General features: G+C 68.9%; 19 protein-coding genes. 10 read left to right on the top strand and 9 right to left on the bottom strand.

All coding sequences use genetic code 11. The features are described 5' to 3' along the window. The first annotated feature begins 80 nt into the window (after window positions 1-80). Window positions 81-851: an aldolase/citrate lyase family protein gene (locus E8A12_RS00255; protein ID WP_293365745.1), complete on the top strand. Its 771-nt coding sequence runs from the start codon at window positions 81-83 to the stop codon at window positions 849-851. A 209-nt stretch (window positions 852-1,060) separates the two neighbouring features. Continuing rightward, on the top strand, window positions 1,061-1,291 hold the full coding sequence (locus E8A12_RS00250; RefSeq protein ID WP_293365744.1) for a hypothetical protein: 231 nt from the start codon (window positions 1,061-1,063) through the stop codon (window positions 1,289-1,291). A 3-nt stretch (window positions 1,292-1,294) separates the two neighbouring features. On the opposite strand, the gene E8A12_RS00245 is transcribed toward E8A12_RS00250, so the two are convergent. Together E8A12_RS00245 and E8A12_RS00240 are read right to left on the bottom strand one after the other, a co-directional pair. After that, window positions 1,295-1,942 carry a YceI family protein gene (locus tag E8A12_RS00245; RefSeq protein ID WP_293365743.1) on the bottom strand — a complete coding sequence of 216 codons (648 nt, stop codon included), beginning with the start codon at window positions 1,940-1,942 and terminating at the stop codon, window positions 1,295-1,297. A 72-nt stretch (window positions 1,943-2,014) separates the two neighbouring features. Further along, window positions 2,015-2,581, bottom strand: coding sequence for a carboxymuconolactone decarboxylase family protein (locus E8A12_RS00240; protein ID WP_293365742.1), 567 nt, complete (start codon window positions 2,579-2,581; stop codon window positions 2,015-2,017). 134 nt (window positions 2,582-2,715) lie between these two features. Between E8A12_RS00240 and E8A12_RS00235 the strand changes: the two genes are divergently transcribed. Both E8A12_RS00235 and E8A12_RS00230 read left to right on the top strand, forming a co-directional pair. Further along, on the top strand, window positions 2,716-2,928 hold the full coding sequence (locus tag E8A12_RS00235) for a hypothetical protein (protein WP_293365741.1): 213 nt from the start codon (window positions 2,716-2,718) through the stop codon (window positions 2,926-2,928). A 5-nt stretch (window positions 2,929-2,933) separates the two neighbouring features. Beyond that, complete coding sequence (locus E8A12_RS00230) at window positions 2,934-3,668, top strand: peptidase (RefSeq protein WP_293365740.1); 735 nt, start codon at window positions 2,934-2,936, stop codon at window positions 3,666-3,668. 9 nt (window positions 3,669-3,677) lie between these two features. Here the strand turns inward: E8A12_RS00230 and E8A12_RS00225 are convergent, their stop codons facing one another. Continuing rightward, window positions 3,678-4,016 carry a hypothetical protein gene (locus E8A12_RS00225; RefSeq protein ID WP_293365739.1) on the bottom strand — a complete coding sequence of 113 codons (339 nt, stop codon included), beginning with the start codon at window positions 4,014-4,016 and terminating at the stop codon, window positions 3,678-3,680. A gap of 296 nt (window positions 4,017-4,312) precedes the next feature. On the opposite strand from E8A12_RS00225, the gene E8A12_RS00220 reads away from it, so the two are divergent. Beyond that, entirely contained in the window at window positions 4,313-4,609 is a 297-nt protein-coding gene (locus E8A12_RS00220) for a hypothetical protein (protein WP_293365738.1), read from the top strand. A 116-nt stretch (window positions 4,610-4,725) separates the two neighbouring features. On the opposite strand, the gene E8A12_RS00215 is transcribed toward E8A12_RS00220, so the two are convergent. Together E8A12_RS00215 and E8A12_RS00210 are read right to left on the bottom strand one after the other, a co-directional pair. Continuing rightward, window positions 4,726-6,516 (bottom strand): M3 family oligoendopeptidase, encoded by a 1,791-nt coding sequence (locus tag E8A12_RS00215; RefSeq protein ID WP_293365737.1) that lies wholly within the window; start codon window positions 6,514-6,516, stop codon window positions 4,726-4,728. A 164-nt stretch (window positions 6,517-6,680) separates the two neighbouring features. After that, the gene (locus E8A12_RS00210) at window positions 6,681-7,109 is read right to left on the bottom strand and encodes an Lrp/AsnC family transcriptional regulator (protein WP_293365736.1); all 429 of its coding nucleotides are present in this window, start codon (window positions 7,107-7,109) and stop codon (window positions 6,681-6,683) included. 120 nt (window positions 7,110-7,229) lie between these two features. Here E8A12_RS00210 and E8A12_RS00205 point away from each other — a divergent pair, with 120 nt between their 5' ends. Then, entirely contained in the window at window positions 7,230-8,102 is an 873-nt protein-coding gene (locus tag E8A12_RS00205; RefSeq protein WP_293365735.1) for an arginine deiminase-related protein, read from the top strand. A gap of 12 nt (window positions 8,103-8,114) precedes the next feature. Continuing rightward, window positions 8,115-9,335, top strand: a complete 1,221-nt coding sequence (gene rocD, locus E8A12_RS00200; protein WP_293365734.1) for an ornithine--oxo-acid transaminase — start codon at window positions 8,115-8,117, stop codon at window positions 9,333-9,335. Window positions 9,336-9,338: 3 nt separating this feature from the next. On the opposite strand, the gene E8A12_RS00195 is transcribed toward rocD, so the two are convergent. The 4 genes from E8A12_RS00195 to mnmH all read right to left on the bottom strand — a co-directional run bounded on the left by E8A12_RS00195 (window position 9,339) and on the right by mnmH (window position 12,944). Beyond that, window positions 9,339-11,447, bottom strand: a complete 2,109-nt coding sequence (locus E8A12_RS00195) for a PQQ-dependent dehydrogenase, methanol/ethanol family (protein ID WP_293365733.1) — start codon at window positions 11,445-11,447, stop codon at window positions 9,339-9,341. Between the two features lie 87 nt (window positions 11,448-11,534). After that, window positions 11,535-11,639, bottom strand: coding sequence for a hypothetical protein (locus E8A12_RS00190; RefSeq protein WP_293365732.1), 105 nt, complete (start codon window positions 11,637-11,639; stop codon window positions 11,535-11,537). Between the two features lie 23 nt (window positions 11,640-11,662). Next, window positions 11,663-11,788, bottom strand: coding sequence for a hypothetical protein (locus tag E8A12_RS00185; RefSeq protein ID WP_293365731.1), 126 nt, complete (start codon window positions 11,786-11,788; stop codon window positions 11,663-11,665). Between the two features lie 127 nt (window positions 11,789-11,915). After that, complete coding sequence (gene mnmH, locus E8A12_RS00180) at window positions 11,916-12,944, bottom strand: tRNA 2-selenouridine(34) synthase MnmH (protein ID WP_293365746.1); 1,029 nt, start codon at window positions 12,942-12,944, stop codon at window positions 11,916-11,918. Window positions 12,945-13,033: 89 nt separating this feature from the next. Here mnmH and selD point away from each other — a divergent pair, with 89 nt between their 5' ends. From selD to E8A12_RS00165, 3 genes are all read left to right on the top strand, one after another. Then, a complete protein-coding gene (selD, locus tag E8A12_RS00175) occupies window positions 13,034-14,098 on the top strand; it encodes a selenide, water dikinase SelD (RefSeq protein WP_293365730.1) in 1,065 nt (354 codons plus the stop codon). Window positions 14,099-14,180: 82 nt separating this feature from the next. Next, window positions 14,181-14,552 (top strand): BlaI/MecI/CopY family transcriptional regulator, encoded by a 372-nt coding sequence (locus tag E8A12_RS00170; protein ID WP_293365729.1) that lies wholly within the window; start codon window positions 14,181-14,183, stop codon window positions 14,550-14,552. Further along, window positions 14,542-15,163: M56 family metallopeptidase (locus E8A12_RS00165; protein WP_293365728.1), on the top strand; the 622-nt coding region annotated here is incomplete at its 3' end. The genes E8A12_RS00170 and E8A12_RS00165, both read left to right, overlap by 11 nt.

Genomic DNA, 15,163 nt, shown 5'->3' with positions numbered 1-15,163 from the left:
GGGGCTGCAATCGCGGCCGCGAGCCCCTAGGTTCCGCTCGGCCGGATCCACGGCCAATCCAGAGGGAGACTTAGGATCGTATGCGCGCAAATCGCCTGAAGGAGCTGTGGGCTACGGGGAAGCCGGCGATCAACGGCTGGTGCTCCATGCCGGGCGGGTTCTCCGCCGAGATCATGGCCTCGATGGGCTGGGACAGCGTGACCATCGACACCCAGCACGGGGTGATCGGCTACGCCGAGATGCTGGCCATGCTGCAGGCGGTCTCGATCACCGAGGCGACGCCCCTGGTGCGGGTCTCCTGGAACCAGCCCGGCGAGATCATGCGGGCGCTGGACGCCGGGGCCTATGGGGTGATCTGTCCGATGATAAACGACGCGGCTGAATGCGCCGCCTTCGTCCAGGCCTGCCGCTATCCGCCGGACGGTTTCCGCAGCTCCGGCCCCACGCGGGCGGCGATCTATGGCGGCGCCGATTATCACGCACGCGCCAATGGCGAGATGCTGGCCATCGCCATGATCGAGACGGCGGCGGGGCTCGCGAACGTGGACGCGATCGTCGGCACGCCGGGCCTGGACGGCGTCTACATCGGCCCCTCGGACCTGTCTCTGGCTCTCGGGGGCCCGCCCGGCCAGGACACCGAGGCGCCGGCGCTGATGGCCGCTTTCGACAGGATCCTGGCCGCCTGCAAGGCCGCCGGCGTGCGGACCGCGGTCCACACCAACAGCCTGGCCTATTCCCAGAAGATGATCGAGCGCGGCTTCGACCTGGTCACCGTCGGCAGCGACACCCGCTATCTGGGCTCCGGCCGGCGGGAGGCCGCCGACATGCGGAGCTGGCTGGAGGCGCGGTGATCGGATCGACGCCGCATTCGGCGCCGGCTGGACCGCGCCTGGTTCGACGCCTGCGCGAGCGCCGCTGGCTTGGGCTGACGCGCGCGAAACTGCCGTTTCCGGCGGCAACCGCTTCGAAAGGCTATGCGTTGCAGCATGGCGGTTCCCTTGGCCCGCCCGGCGCATGCGACAGCTAAGCTTGGCCGACCCCGCCACTTCGGGAGGAAAATATGCCGAACCTGATCTGGCCGCGCGCGCGGACCCCGGACGTCGGCGCCTCCGGAATGATCGGCCGCACCGTCCACTGGCTGGGCGTGGTGATGGCCGCGGCCTTCCTGGTCATCGCGCTCGGTTTCGCCGCGGACGGCTGGTCCACCTCCGACGCGGTCTGGCTCACGGTCATCGCGGTCGTCATGGCCATGGGCGCCCGCGGCGTCCGCTACCTCTTGGCCCGCGAGTAGGCGCTACTTCTTCGCCGCGGCCTTGGAGCTGAACTCGGTCTCGATCGCCACGTCCACATCGTCGCCGACGCCCATCGTCGTGCCCGGCGCGGGGATGCCGGCGCCCATGCCGAAGGCCGAGCGCTTGATGACCCCGTGCGCGGAAAAACCCACCCGAGCGCCGCCCGGGTCCATAGCGTTCGGCGGATAGCCGCCGTTGTAGGTGACGTCGAGCACCACCTGCTTAGTCACGCCATGCAGGGTGAAGGCGCCGGTGACCTTGGCGGTATTGGCGCCGGTCAGTTCCACCTTGGTCGATTTGAAGGTGATGGCGGGGAAGGCGGCGGCGTCGAACCAGGCCTTGCTCATCAGCTGGTCGTGGAACCCGGCGGGCGGCGTGTTCAGCTCCAGCGAACTGGGATCAATGGTCGCCTCCACGGCCATGGCCGCGGGCGTCGCCGGGTCGAACGTCAGCTTGCCGTCCACCGACCCGAATCGCGCTGTGTAGTGCGAGAATCCCATGTGGCTGACCCGGAAGGTCACCGAGGTGTGGGCCTTGTCGATGACATAGGCGCCCGCCGGCGGTTGGGGCGCCGCAGCCGCAATGGCGGGACCGGCAATCAGCAGGATGGAGGCGGCCTTGGCGGCGGCCAGGGTGCGAAGCAGGTTCATCGTCTCTCTCTCGAATGTTCGCCCGAAGGACGCGCCAAGCGCCGAACCTCCGACATTCGGGTTGCCAATTTCCTAGTCCCGCTCGGGGACCGGCACGTTGAACCCGTTGAGGGTCGTGGAGACCAGACTGTAGAGGCCGACAAGATAGATCAGCTCGTTGGCTCCGTGCTGACCGAAAGTCGCCACCGCCAGGCGGTAGAGCGGCTCCGGCAGCACCCCGCCGCGCACCAGGGCGTAGGACAGGTCGTAAGCGACGCTCTCGTCGGGCGCCAGGTCCACCGGCTTCAGGTCGGCAACCAGGGTGGCCAGCCGCTCGGGCTTCATGCCCTCCTTCTCGGCGACCGCGATGTGGGCGTAGAGCTCGTAGGCCGCGTTGAACCGCGCCCCGACCACCAGGATGGAGATCTGCCGTACGTTGTCGGCCAGGCTCGCGTTGGCGGTCATCGCCAACGTCAGGTCCCAGATCGCCTTGCCGATCCCCGGCTCGTGCAGCCAGGGGTTCCAGGGGCCCATCAGGGCGCCGTCCTCCCGCTCGACCTTGAAGGCGTTGAAGTTGGACGCGATGCCCTTGCGCATGTCGTCGTAGAGCGGCCGCTGCTCGGGCGTCAGGTCGGAAGGGGCGATCAGAGGCAGGCGCATGGGCGGAGTCCTTGGGGGAGGGCGTGAACCTTTCCGTCGTGTGGCACGCGATTCAAGCTGAGGTGTGGCGGACAACGCACGCGCCCTCCGCTCTCAGACCCCACATGGCCTGTGGCGACACCGTGGGAGGCCGCTTGACTTGGTTCTTCATCGGCCTCGGGCTTGTGCTGCTGCTCAGTCCGTTCGCGGTCTGGGCGGTGAGGTTCGCGAGGCGTCAGCGCGGCGCGGCGGTGGCGCTCACCAGCCTGCTGGTGATTTTCGGCATGGACATCAGGATCACGCCGCCGCCACCTCCGCAGTTCGAGTTGGTCCACCGCCAGGCCGGCGACGACGAGCCGAAGGACTGACCCGCATGACCTACTGCCTCGGAATCCTCTTGCCTCAGGGCCTGGTGCTGGCCTCGGACTCCCGGTCCAACGCCGGCGTCGATCAGGTGGTGCGCGTCTCGAAGCTCAACCTGATGCCGGAGGCCCGGGACCGGGTGATCGCCATCCAGTCATCGGGGAACCTGGCGACGACCCAGGCCGTGGTCACCCGGCTGCACGAGGCCTTCGGCGCCGGCGACGCGGCCAACGACCTCGGCCTGGCGCGGACGATGTTCGAGGTCGCCACGATCCTCGGCGCACACCTGCGCGCCACCATCGTCGCGGACGCCAAGTTCGTCGAACCCTACGGAGACGCCGCCGCCAACTTCCTGGTCGCCGGCCAGATCGCCGGCGAGCCGCCGCGGCTGTTCCAGATCTACGCGGCCGGCAATTTCGTCGAGGCCTCGCCCCGCTCGCCCTTCCTGCAGATAGGCGAAACCAAGTACGGCAAGCCGATCCTCGACCGCTCGCTGACACCCAACTGCCCGCTCGACGAGGCCGCCAAGCTGGCCCTGATCTCCTTCGACGCCACTATCCGCAGCAACCTGTCGGTCGGCCTGCCGATCGACCTGCTTGCCTATCGCGCGGACAGCTTTGCGGCGAACCCGGTGACCATCGAAGAGGACGACCCGTACTGGAACGCGCTCAGGCAGGCTTACAGCCAGGGGCTCCTGGCCCTGGTCGGGGGCCTTCCGAAGCCGCCGCCGGCGTGGGGCGCCTGAGCCGATAGATCAGCGTCGCGGGCGTGGCGCTAGGTGGGCGGCCTTGACGAGATGAACCATCTGCATGTGTCCGGGACGATCCGGCGTCAGGGCGCAGACCTTGAAATCACCCTCGATCTCGATCGCCCAGTCGGTGTCGGGCTCCTTGCCTGTCCAAATGGCGCGGACGGCGGGCGGCAGATCGTCGAAGCTCCCGTTCGGCTGCACGACGCCCAGGACCCGATGGGTCCTCGCCACCGCGATCCGCACGCTCGGCGCGCCGTTCCAGAGCGCAATGCGGCCGTGGACGGTTTGGCAGGGGCCTGAAGTCGCACTCAGAGCCGCAGCCACTGCGAAAGCGACGAGCATTCAACCCCTCTCGCGAGACGTCCGACAGGACGGTCCCGCCCTTCGATCTTATGGATGATGCGAGCCTTCGGGCCTGGGCAAGTCAAGGCGTTCCCCTCCTCCTTGCGGGTGTTCAGACCGGGGAGGGGGCAGGGGTCGGGGTGCGAGCTGTGATGTCGGCGATCTCGCCCCGTGAACGCTGGGCCGTCATCCCCACACCCAACCCTCTCCACGCAAGGGGGAGAGGGCTTCTCGCCCAGGCCCAAAGGAAAACAGGCCGGCATGAGATTTAAGCTGCAGCCTGCGCGACAACCCGAATGACTTTGCCCTCAGAATTCAGGCAGCTTGAGAGAGCCGTCCTCGGCGCCGCCAGCGAGGCCGAATTGGAGAATCCGGCGGGCCTAAGATTGCTTCTCGATAGCGCGCGGCTGATCGAACGCCACAACACGGGCCATGGGTTCAACACACGCTTCAATGTCTACGGGGATCATTCCGCGCTGGCCCCAACGTCCAATCCCTTGAACGGACCCATCGCCCACATGGTCGACATGGGGGAAGGGATGGTGATGGGCTTCCTGCTCTGGTTTGCCGATGGATACCCAAGCTGTCTTTAGGGCTGCCAATTCGGCGACAAGTCCGGAGGCAGAGTTGACTTACGCCAGCGCGACCTTGGGACGTTGAAATTCAGCGGACTCGATTGGGCCCTGGGTCGAAAGCTTCACTGGCCCCCTCAAACCAACGCCTCGAACTCGTCCACCAGCCGTTCCAGCTGCTTCATCCCCGCCGCCCAGAACGCCTTCTCGCGCGGGTTCAGCCCGAAGGGCGCCAGCGCCTCGACGTAGGTCCGCGTGCCGCCGGCGGCCAGCAGGTCCTCATACAGCGGCGCGAACGCCACCGGGTCTTCGCGGCGCTTCTCCATCAGGCCGCGCACCAGAAGGTCCCCGAACGCGTAGGCGTAGACGTAGAACGGCGCGTGGACGAAGTGGCTGACGTAGGCCCAGTAGTGCTCGTAGCCCCTGTTCAGCCGGATGGCGGGGCCGAGGCTTTCGCCCATCACCTCCAGCCAGATCGAGCCGATCTCCTCGGCGGAGACCTCGCCCTCCATCCGCGCGGCGTGGAACCGGGTCTCGAAGCGGTGGAAGGCGATCTGGCGAACGACGGTGTTCAGTCCGTCCTCGATCTTGCCGGCCAGCAGGCCCTTGCGCTCGGCCTTGGAGGCGTTGGCCAGCAGGCGTTCGAACACCAGGCCCTCGCCGAAGATCGAGGCGGTCTCGGCGAGCGTCAGCGGCGTGTCGGCCAGGAGCGTGCCCAGCGGCGAACACAAGGTCTGGTGCACCGCGTGGCCCAGCTCGTGGGCGAGCGTCAGCACGTCGCGCCGCTCGCCCATGTAGTTCAGGAAGACGTAGGGGTGCCGGTCGGCGGTCACCGGGTGCGAATAGGCGCCCGACTGTTTGCCGGCCCGCGGCTTGGCATCGATCCAGGGGTGGGTGAAGAAGGTCTGGGCGGTGTCGGCGAACTTGGGGGCGAGCGCCGAGAAGCTCTCCAGCACCATGCCCTTGGCCTCGTCCCAGCCGTAGGTTTTGGGCTGGGCGGTATCCAACGGGGCGTTACGGTCCCACTGGTCCAGCACGGTGCGGCCCATGGCCTTGGCCTTGAGGCGATAATAGCGGTGGCTGACCGGGCCGTAGCCCTCGACCACGGCGGCCTCCAGGGCCGCCACGGCGTCGGCGTGCACCTCGTTAGCGATGTGGCGCGAGGCGGCGGGATCCGGATACTTCCGCCAGCGGTCCTCCACCTGCTTTTCGAACGCCAGCGTGTTGAAGCAGAGCGCCAGCGTCGGCGTCCGCTCGGCCAGCGACTTGGCGAGCGCCTGGGCGGCCTGCTTGCGCGCCGCCCCGTCCGGTGACGACAGGCGGTTCAGGGTCTCCGACAGGGTCAGCGTCTCCTTGCCAACCTTGGAGGTCAGCGCCGCCAGGGTCTCTTCCGACAGCCGGCTCCAGTTGGCGACGGCCGGGCCGCGGTCGATCAGCATCCGCTCCAGGTCGGGGCTGAGCTCGTGCGGCCGAGACAGGCGCACGCGGCGGATCCAGGGCCGCCACTTCGCCGCCGGCTTGTGGGCGCGGAACGCCGCCTCGATCTCGTTGTCGTCCAGCTCGTTGAGCTCGAGGGTGAAGAACAGGCTTTCGGCGGCGATCTGCGCCGAGCGTGCGCGCAGGTCGCCCTCGAACTTGGACCAGGCCGGGTCGTTGCGCGCCGTCGACGACGCCAGGCCCGCATAGGCCCCAACGCCCCACAGCCCGTTGGTCGCCGCCTCATAGAGCTTGATTCCGTGGTCGAGCAGCTCGCCCAGCCGTCGCGCGTCAGCGCGCGTCGCGACGAACCGGCCTTTCAGCGCCACCAGCGCGTCGTTATCCGCCTTGGCCTTGGCCAGGTCCGTCTCGATCTTCGGGTCGTCGCGGCCGGAATAGAGATCGCCGAGATTCCACTGCGGCAGGGCGTCGGTCTTGAAGGGGGCGTTCATGAGCGTCGTCTTAGACGATCCTCCCCCTCAGGGGGAGGTGGCGAGAAGCGCCGGAGGGGGATTCCCCAGCCGAGTCCGCAACCGCTGACATCCCGAACGCTAGAGAGGAAACCCCCTCAGTCAGCTTTGCTGACAACTCCCCCATCGGGGAGCATCTGGTCACCTCACATCTTCTGCGTGGCCAGCAGGATCGAGGTCTCGGTCGACGCGATGCCGTCGATCAGACGGATCTGGTCGAGGGTGCGGCTGAAGGCGGCCAGGGTCTCGGTGTCGAGCTCGGCGATCAGGTCCCAGCGGCCGTTGGTGGTGTGGACCTTGTCCACTTCGGGGAAGCCGCGCAGCGCCTTGACCACGGCGCCCGACCTCTCGCCCTCGATGGCGACGCACATGATGGCGCGGACCCGATTGGCCTCTGCGTCCGGCGCGGTACGCACGGTGAAGCCCTGGATGGCGCCGCCGGGCTTCAGCATCTTGGCGATGCGGTTCTGAACCGTGCCGCGCGATACTTTCAGCCTGGCCGCGAGCGCGGCCACCGGCGCGCGCGAATCGGCGCGCAGCAGGGCGAGCAGCTTGCGGTCCAGATCGTCCATCATATCGCCAACGTCTGTGCGTAAATCGCCAGGACTAGGTGCCAAATGTAGCAGCTTGACTGCTTTTCGCTAGCGCGTGGCCGCGCGACCTTTGGGGCAGACATCGCCGCAGAGGACTCCCCCATGGACGCCCGTCCGTGCTTCCTGATGACCGACGCGTCGGCCTTCGACGTCAGCTACCGCATCAACCCGTGGATGGACCCCGGCGCCTGGACGGCCGAGCACCGCGCAGCCGCCCTGGCCGCCTCAGGAGAACTGCGCGCGGCGCTGCGGGGACTGGGGGCTCGGGTCGAGACCATCGAGGCCGTGCGCGGCCTGCCCGACCTGGTGTTCCCGGCCAACGCCGCCGTGGTGCTGGACGGCCGGGTCCTCCTGGCCCGCTTCCGCCACCCGGAGCGGCAGGGCGAGGAGACCGTGTTCCGCGCAGTGTTCGCCCGACTGAAGGCGCGCGGCCTGGTGAGCGAGCTGGTTGATCTGCCTGAGGGCGTTCTGCAGGAAGGCGCCGGCGACGCCATCTGGGACGCCGAGCGCAGACTGTTCTGGGCGGGCTTCGGACCGCGCTCGAACCGCGCCTCGCTGGGCGTGATCCGCAAGACCTTCGGCCAGGAGGTGGTCGGTCTGGAGCTCGCCTCAGAGCGGTTCTACCACCTTGACACCTGCTTCTGCCCGCTGGCCGGCGGCGCGATGCTCTACCATCCCGAGGCCTTCACGCCGAAAGCCCTGGCCACGATCCGCGCCCGGATCGCCGAGGCCAACCGCATCGAGGCGACCGCGGAAGAAGCCGCCGCCTTCTGTGTCAACGCCGTGAACCTGGGCGAGACCGTGGTGATGGCCCGGCCGCCCGTCACGCTCCGCGCCAAGCTGGAGGCGCGCGGCTACCGCCTGGTCGAGGTCGACCTGGCGCCCTTCATTCGCTCCGGCGGCGCGGCCTATTGCATGACGCTGCGCCTCGACCGGACCAGCGACGCCCGTCCCGCCATTCTCGCCGCCGAATAGAGGAGCCCGCCCATGAACGACATCGCCCTTTCCCGCGCGCTCACCGCCGACCTGATCGCCCTCGAAGGCCTCTACGGCGCGAAGAACTACAAACCGCTCGACGTGGTGCTGACCCGTGGGAAGGGCGTTCACGTCTGGGACGTGGACGGCAATCGCTACCTCGACTGCCTCTCGGCCTATTCGGCGGTCAACCAGGGCCACTGCCACCCGAAGATCCTCGAGGCCATGGTCGAGCAGGCCGGTCGCCTGACGCTCACGTCGCGGGCCTTCCGCAACGACCAGCTTGCGCCTTTCTATGAGGAACTCTGCGCCCTCACCGGCAGCCACAAGGTCCTGCCGATGAACTCCGGCGCCGAGGCCGTGGAAAGCGCCATCAAGGTCGCCCGCAAGTGGGGCTATGAGGTCAAGGGCGTCCCCGCCGACCAGGCCGAGATCGTCGTCGCCGCCGACAACTTCCATGGCCGCACGGTGGCTATCGTCGGCTTCTCCACGGACCCGCAGTCGCGCGGCGGCTTCGGCCCCTTCGCGCCGGGCTTCCGGGTCGCGCCCTACGGCGACTCAGACGCGCTCGACGCCGCCATCGGGCCCAACACCGTGGCCGTGCTGCTGGAGCCGATCCAGGGCGAGGCCGGCGTGATCATCCCGCCGGCCGGGTACCTCAAGCGCGCCCGCGAACTCTGCACCGAGCGCAACGTCATCCTGATCCTCGACGAGATCCAGACGGGCCTTGGGCGCACCGGCAAGCTGCTCGCCGAGGAACACGAAGGCATCGAGGCCGACCTGACCCTGATCGGCAAGGCGCTGTCCGGCGGCTTCTACCCGGTCTCCGCCGTGCTCTCGAACTCCGAGGTGATGAGCGTGCTGCATCCCGGCGAGCATGGCTCGACCTTCGGCGGCAATCCGTTGGCCTGCGCCGTGGCCCGCGCGGCGCTGAGGGTGCTGGTCGAGGAAGGCATGGTCGAGAACGCCGCGCGGGTGGGCGACCGCCTGCACGCCAGCCTGGCCTCCGTCCGCGCCGACAGCGTCAAGGAGGTGCGAGGCCGCGGCCTGATGCTGGCGGTCGAACTGCACGCCGAGGCCGGCGGCGCGCGGCGGGTCTGCGAGGCCCTCCAGGCGCGCGGCCTCTTGGCCAAGGAGACCCACGCCCACACCATCCGCATCGCCCCGCCGCTGATCCTCACCGACGCCCAGTCCGACTGGATCGCAGAGCAGTTCGAAGCGGTGCTGCGCTAGCGCCTACTTCGCCGCGACGGCCACCGCCACCGGCAGCGGCTCGCCCTTGCCCTGGGAGATCAGGAACGCGCGCACGTCCTCCACGTCCTTGGCGGTGAGGAACCGGGCGAAGCTGACCATGCCGTTGTGGGCGCGCACGCCCTGCATCACCACCGAGTTGAAGTCGTCCGGCGTGGTGATCATCGGCGAGCGCTTCAGGTCCGGCAGCCAGGAGCCCGTGGCGTTGGTGCCGTGGCAGACGCCGCAGTTGTCGTTGAAGACGGCATAGCCGTGCGCCTTGTCGCCGGTGGTGGTGACCTTGGAGAGGTCGATGCTCGGCTGGGCCGGCAGGACGAAGTCGGGGGCCCTGATGGTTCCACCGACCTTGAACACCAGAAGCCGTCCCGGCAGGCGCGGCCTGGTGGGCATGTAGGCCGGCGCAGAGATCTGACCGCCGCCGCCCGCGCCCACCATCAGGGCCACATACTGCTCGCCGTTCAGCTCATAGGTCATCGGCGCGGCGATCACGCCGTTGCCGGTCCGGTAGGACCAGAGCTGTTTGCCGCTTGTCGCGTCGTAGGCATAGAACTGCCCCTCGGCCGCGCCCTGGAAGACCAGGCCGCCGCCGGTGGAAAGCACGCCCGCGTTCCAGAAATAGGGATGCTCGACGCTCCAGACCGCCTTCTGGGCCACCGGGTCCCAGGCGATCAGGAAGCCCTTGTAGGACGCTGCGGCCGCCTTGGCCTGATCGGCGGTCATCGGCCCGGCGTTGGCGAGCGTGTTGATACCTAGGTTCCAGGCGCCGGCCTTATAGCCGAAGGTCTTGGCGCCCTGGTAGGCGAAGGGGTCCGACTGGGCCGGGATGTAGACCAGCCCGGTCTTCGGGCTGTAAGACATCGGATGCCAGTTGTGGCCGCCGAGCGGTCCCGGCTGCTGCAGGTCGACGCTGCCGTTCTTGTAGCGCGCCTGCGGGTTCTCGATCGGTCGCCCGGTGGCGATGTCGATGCCCGTGGCCCAGGTCACCGGCACGTAGTTCTTGGCCGAGAGCAGCTTTCCGGTCGCGCGGTCCAGCACATAGAAGAAGCCGTTCTTCGGCGCCTGCATCAGCACCTTCCTGACCTGGCCGTCGATCTTTAGGTCGGCCAGGATCATCGGCTGCACGGCCGAATAGTCCCAGCTCTCGCCGGGGTTCACCTGATAGTGCCAGACGTACTCGCCGGTGTCGGCGTTGATGGCGACGATCGACGAGAGGAAGAGATTGTCGCCCTTGCCGCCGGAGCGCTTCTCCTGGTCCCACGGGGTGCCGTTGTCGACGCCGAAGTAGATAAGGTTGAGTTCGGGATCATAGACGATGGCGTCCCAGACGGTGCCGCCGCCGCCCACCGTCTTCCACTGGCCATCGGGCCAGGTGGCCATGGCCTTCTCCTTCAGCGCCTTGTCGGACGGCTCGCCGTCCGGCGCGCCGGTGGCGTTGGGCAGCGTGTAGAAGCGCCAGAGCTTCTTGCCGGTGGCCGCGTCGTAAGCCGCGAGGAAGCCGCGCACGCCGTATTCGGCGCCGGACTCGCCGATCAGCACCTTGTCCTTCACCACGCGCGGCGCCTGGGTGATGGTGAAGGGCTGCTTGGGATCGCCGACCTGGGCCTGCCAGACGACGTGACCGTCCTTGGCGTCCAGCGCGATCAGGCGCGCGTCCATGGTGCCGACGTAGACGCGGCCCTTCCAGATGGCGACGCCGCGGTTGACCACGTCGCAGCAGGCGTCGAAGCCCTTGGCCCCATCGACCTTGGGATCGTAGGCCCAGAGCTGTTTTCCGGTCGCTGCGTCAAAGGCGTAGACCTTGGACCAGGCGGTCGTGGTGTAGAGCACCCCGTCGACCATCAGGGGCGTCGCCTCCTGACCGCGGTCGGTGTCGAACTGGGCGTACCAGGCCAGGCCCAACTGGCCGACGTTGCCGGTGTTGACCTTGTCGAGCGGTGAGAACCGCTGCTCGGAATAGCCCTTGCCGTAGGAGACCCACTCGGCGTTGCCGTCGGCGGCGGCGATCCGCGCCCCGTCGACATTGGCCACCGGCTTCTGGCAAGCCGCCACCGTGGCGGCCAGCGCGAGCGCTAGCGCGAGCTTGAAGATCTTCATGAACGCCGTCTCCCAAGTGGCCGTAACCTCGGCCTTGGGGGCACTATGCTCGGACTAGAGGCGCGGGCAAGCGCTCCGCGACGTCACCTACCGCTTCTGATTGGTGCTGAGCGAGATCGACTCCGGAGGCTTGGCCTTCGGCTGCTTCGGCTTTCGCGTTTCCTTGTTGGACTTCTTCTGACCCTTGGCCATGTCGGGCTCCTTCCGTGCGAGGTTCAGCGCGTACTGCGCGTGTCGTTGAGGACTCGCCCGGCAGGCAAGGCTTGGCCGGGCTTGCGCGAGGAGCGCGGGTCGGAGAGGTCGCGCCGGGTGGGCGTGATGGTGCCTGCGTAGCGTTTCATAGCCGTCGTCCTTGGGAGAGCCGGCCGACGCGGGCGCGTGAGCCGGCCGCGCGCGTCTTGGGTGAGCCACCTTACCACGCGAGCCCGCCCGCCTCGCCGTCTAATCTTCGTCAGGCGTCCATCTCCGTCAGGCGGAGGACAGGGCTTCGACCCGGCGGGCGATCTCGTCGGCGGCGGCGTCCAGGTCGGCGGGCTGCAGACCGCCCAGGTCGACCGCGCCGAGGCTCGGCCGCGCGTCCCTGCCGCTGGATCGGCGGTAGGCGGGATCGTAGTGCAGCGCCATCAGATCCAGGGCGAGCGCCTCGAAGTCGCCTGCGTCGGCCAGTTGGCTCCAGGCCTCCAGCCGCTTGCGCCCGGGCCAGGTCGGCAGGCGCCGCAACGCCTCGTCCAGGGCCGCGCGGTCGCGGACGATGTCGCCATAGGCGCGCACCAGGTAGCCGGCGCGGGCCTGCGGCGAGGCGGTCAGTTCGAGGCGCGGCGCCGCCGTCATCGCTTGCCAGACCGCCGGTGGGGTCATCCGCTCGCCGATCTTGCTGGACTCCGCCTCGACGATCACCGGCCGCGCCGGGTCGAGGGCCTCCAGCGCGACCAGCAGTTGGGATTCGAAGAGCTTCTGGCCGGGCTGCGGCTGGCCCGTCAGCGCACCGAACAGCGAGCCGCGGTGCGCGGCGAGGCCTTCCAGGTCGATGATCTGCTGGCCGCGGTCCGCCAGCCGCTGAAGCACCTCGGTCTTGCCGGAGCCGGTGTAGCCGTCGAGCAGCACCAGGCGGAACGGCAGGGGCTCGTCGTAGAGCCGCGCGCTCACATGCCGCCGCCAGGTCTTGTAGCCGCCCGCCAGCACGGTCGTCCGCCAGCCCACCTGCGCCAGGATCGTGGCCATGGCGTACGACCGCTGCCCGCCGCGCCAGCAGTAGATCAGGGGCCGGAACGATCCGGGCTGCTCGACCAGCGCGGTCTGCAGGTGATCGGCGACGTTGCGGGCGATGTAGGCTGCGCCCACCTTTCGGGCCAGGAAGCGGCTCTGCTGGACATAGATCGTGCCGACTTCGGCCCGCTCGGCGTTCGACAGCACCGGCAGGTTGATGGCGCCCGGCGCGTGGTCCTCCGCGAACTCCGCCGGGCTGCGAACGTCGATCACCGCGTCGAAGCTGGCCAGGCTCGCGAGGTCGGCGGTTTCCAGGGTCTCGATGCCGGACAGGGAAATGGCCTTCGGATTGGGCGGCGGGCCGCGGTAGGATCGAGCCTATGACAGCGATTTCTCCCAATGCCACCCTGGAACCGGTCCGGTTGACCTCGCTGGCCCATGGCGGCGGTTGCGGCTGCAAGCTGGCGCCGGCGGTTCTGCAGGACATCCTGAAGGGCATGCCGGCGACGGCGGCCTTCTCCAACCTGATGGTCGGGACCGACACCTCCGACGACGCGGCGGTCTGGCGGCTGAACGACACCCAGGCCCTGGTCGCGACCACCGACTTCTTCATGCCGGTGGTGGACGATCCCTTCGATTTCGGGCGGATCGCGGCGACCAATGCGCTGAGCGACGTCTACGCCATGGGCGGCGCGCCGATGCTGGCGCTGGCCATCGTCGGCATGCCCATCGACAAACTTCCGCCCGCTGTCATCCGCGCGATCCTGGAGGGCGGCGCCAGCGTCTGCGCGGCGGCGGGCATACCAGTGGCCGGCGGCCATTCCATCGATAGCGTCGAGCCGATCTACGGCCTTGTGGCCCTGGGGCTCGTCCATCCCGACAGGGTGCTGACCAACCGCACGGCGAAGGCCGGCGACGTCCTGATCCTGACCAAAGCCCTGGGGGTCGGCGTGCTGAGCGCGGCGTTCAAGCAGGAGCGACTGGACGACGCCGGGTACGCCGCTCTGATCGCGTCCACGACCCAGCTCAATGCAGTCGGCCGGGAGTTGGGCGCGATTGAAGGCGTCCACGCCGTGACCGATGTCACCGGCTTCGGCCTGCTGGGCCACACGCTGGAGCTCTGCCGCGGCTCCGGCCTCTCCGCCGACCTCGGCGCCGATCCGCCCCTGCTCGCCGGCGTCGAGGCCCTGGCCCGCGCCGGAATCCGCACCGGCGCCTCGACCCGCAATTGGGCGAGCTATGGCGCCGACGTGCGCTTGCCGCCCGATCTGGCCGACTGGCGCCGCGACCTGCTCACCGACCCTCAGACCAGTGGCGGGCTCCTGATCGCCGCCGCGCCGGACGCGGCCGACACAATCCTGGCCCTTGTCCGCGAGCGCGGTTTCGGCGCGGCCGCCACGGTGGGCCGGATGGCCGCCGGGCCCGCCGAGGTCCGGGTAGCGTGAACGCGGCCGAGCTCTCCACTCCGTGACTTGACGGATTAATTTACGGATGTAACGTCTGCCGATAATTACGGACGTAAAGCTCATGACGCGGATTTCGGCGGCGGAAAGCCAGGTGATGGAAGCGGTCTGGAGCAGCGGCCCCTTGGCCGCCGACGAGATCGTGGCCGCGGTCGGCGCGCCGCAGGGCTGGGGCGAGGCCACGGTCAAGACCTTGATCAACCGCCTCTTGAAGAAGAAGGCGCTGGCCTCCGAACGCAGCGAGGGCCGCACCCGCTACCGCCCGCTGGTCAGCCGCGCGGAATACGTCCAGGGCGAAAGCCAGGGCCTGCTGGACAGGCTGTTCGGCGGCGAGCTCGCCCCGCTGGTCGCCCACTACGCCAAGCACCGCAACCTGTCGTCCGAAGAGGTGGCGCGGCTGAAGCGTCTGATCGCGGACCTCGACAATGGCGACTGAGTTCCTCGCCGCCCTCATCCACCTGAACCTCGCCGCCGCCGGCGCCGTCCTGGCCGTGCTGGCCGCGCGTCCCCTCGTCCGCAAGCACTTCGGGCCGGAGATGGCCTACCGCCTGTGGGTCTGCGTGCCGATCGCCGGCTTCGCGGCCTTGTTCCCGGCCGCCGAAGCGACCCGCATCGTGCCGCCCGGCGAAGGACCGCACTTCGATCCGATCTTCCAGGCTTCGCAGAGCCTGATGGAGGCGCCCGCGGGCATGCTGCTGGGCCTCTGGCTCGCCGGCGCGATCCTCGCGGGCCTGGCGATCGCCATCAGCCAGCTTCGCTTCCTGGACCTGGCCCGCCGCGGGCTGGCGGGCCCGGCGGTGGCTGGGGTGATCGTCCCCCGGATCGTCATGCCCGCCGACACCGACGACCGCTTCTCCCCTGAGGAGCGCACCCTGATCCGCGCCCACGAGCGCACCCACATCGACCGCGGCGACCCGCGCACCAACGGCCTGATCGCCCTGGCGCAGTGCCTCTGCTGGCTGAACCCGCTGGTCCACCTGGCCGCGCGCGAGGCCAGGCTCGACCAGGAGCTTGCCTGCGACGCCCTGGTGCTGGCGCACCGTCCGG

It is taken from the genome of Phenylobacterium sp., from assembly GCF_004799395.1.
Lineage (GTDB): Bacteria > Pseudomonadota > Alphaproteobacteria > Caulobacterales > Caulobacteraceae > Phenylobacterium.
This window is presented reverse-complemented; position numbering and strand designations above follow the sequence as displayed.

Coding starts and splice junctions, on each gene's coding strand:
- E8A12_RS00255 (WP_293365745.1), top strand. CDS start 81: ATGCGCGCAAATCGCCTGAAGGAGCTGTGGGCTACGGGGAAGCCGGCG.
- E8A12_RS00250 (WP_293365744.1), top strand. CDS start 1,061: ATGCCGAACCTGATCTGGCCGCGCGCGCGGACCCCGGACGTCGGCGCC.
- E8A12_RS00245 (WP_293365743.1), bottom strand. CDS start 1,942: ATGAACCTGCTTCGCACCCTGGCCGCCGCCAAGGCCGCCTCCATCCTG.
- E8A12_RS00240 (WP_293365742.1), bottom strand. CDS start 2,581: ATGCGCCTGCCTCTGATCGCCCCTTCCGACCTGACGCCCGAGCAGCGG.
- E8A12_RS00230 (WP_293365740.1), top strand. CDS start 2,934: ATGACCTACTGCCTCGGAATCCTCTTGCCTCAGGGCCTGGTGCTGGCC.
- E8A12_RS00225 (WP_293365739.1), bottom strand. CDS start 4,016: ATGCTCGTCGCTTTCGCAGTGGCTGCGGCTCTGAGTGCGACTTCAGGC.
- E8A12_RS00220 (WP_293365738.1), top strand. CDS start 4,313: ATGACTTTGCCCTCAGAATTCAGGCAGCTTGAGAGAGCCGTCCTCGGC.
- E8A12_RS00215 (WP_293365737.1), bottom strand. CDS start 6,516: ATGAACGCCCCCTTCAAGACCGACGCCCTGCCGCAGTGGAATCTCGGC.
- E8A12_RS00210 (WP_293365736.1), bottom strand. CDS start 7,109: ATGATGGACGATCTGGACCGCAAGCTGCTCGCCCTGCTGCGCGCCGAT.
- E8A12_RS00205 (WP_293365735.1), top strand. CDS start 7,230: ATGGACGCCCGTCCGTGCTTCCTGATGACCGACGCGTCGGCCTTCGAC.
- rocD (WP_293365734.1), top strand. CDS start 8,115: ATGAACGACATCGCCCTTTCCCGCGCGCTCACCGCCGACCTGATCGCC.
- E8A12_RS00195 (WP_293365733.1), bottom strand. CDS start 11,447: ATGAAGATCTTCAAGCTCGCGCTAGCGCTCGCGCTGGCCGCCACGGTG.
- E8A12_RS00190 (WP_293365732.1), bottom strand. CDS start 11,639: ATGGCCAAGGGTCAGAAGAAGTCCAACAAGGAAACGCGAAAGCCGAAG.
- E8A12_RS00185 (WP_293365731.1), bottom strand. CDS start 11,788: ATGAAACGCTACGCAGGCACCATCACGCCCACCCGGCGCGACCTCTCC.
- selD (WP_293365730.1), top strand. CDS start 13,034: ATGACAGCGATTTCTCCCAATGCCACCCTGGAACCGGTCCGGTTGACC.
- E8A12_RS00170 (WP_293365729.1), top strand. CDS start 14,181: ATGACGCGGATTTCGGCGGCGGAAAGCCAGGTGATGGAAGCGGTCTGG.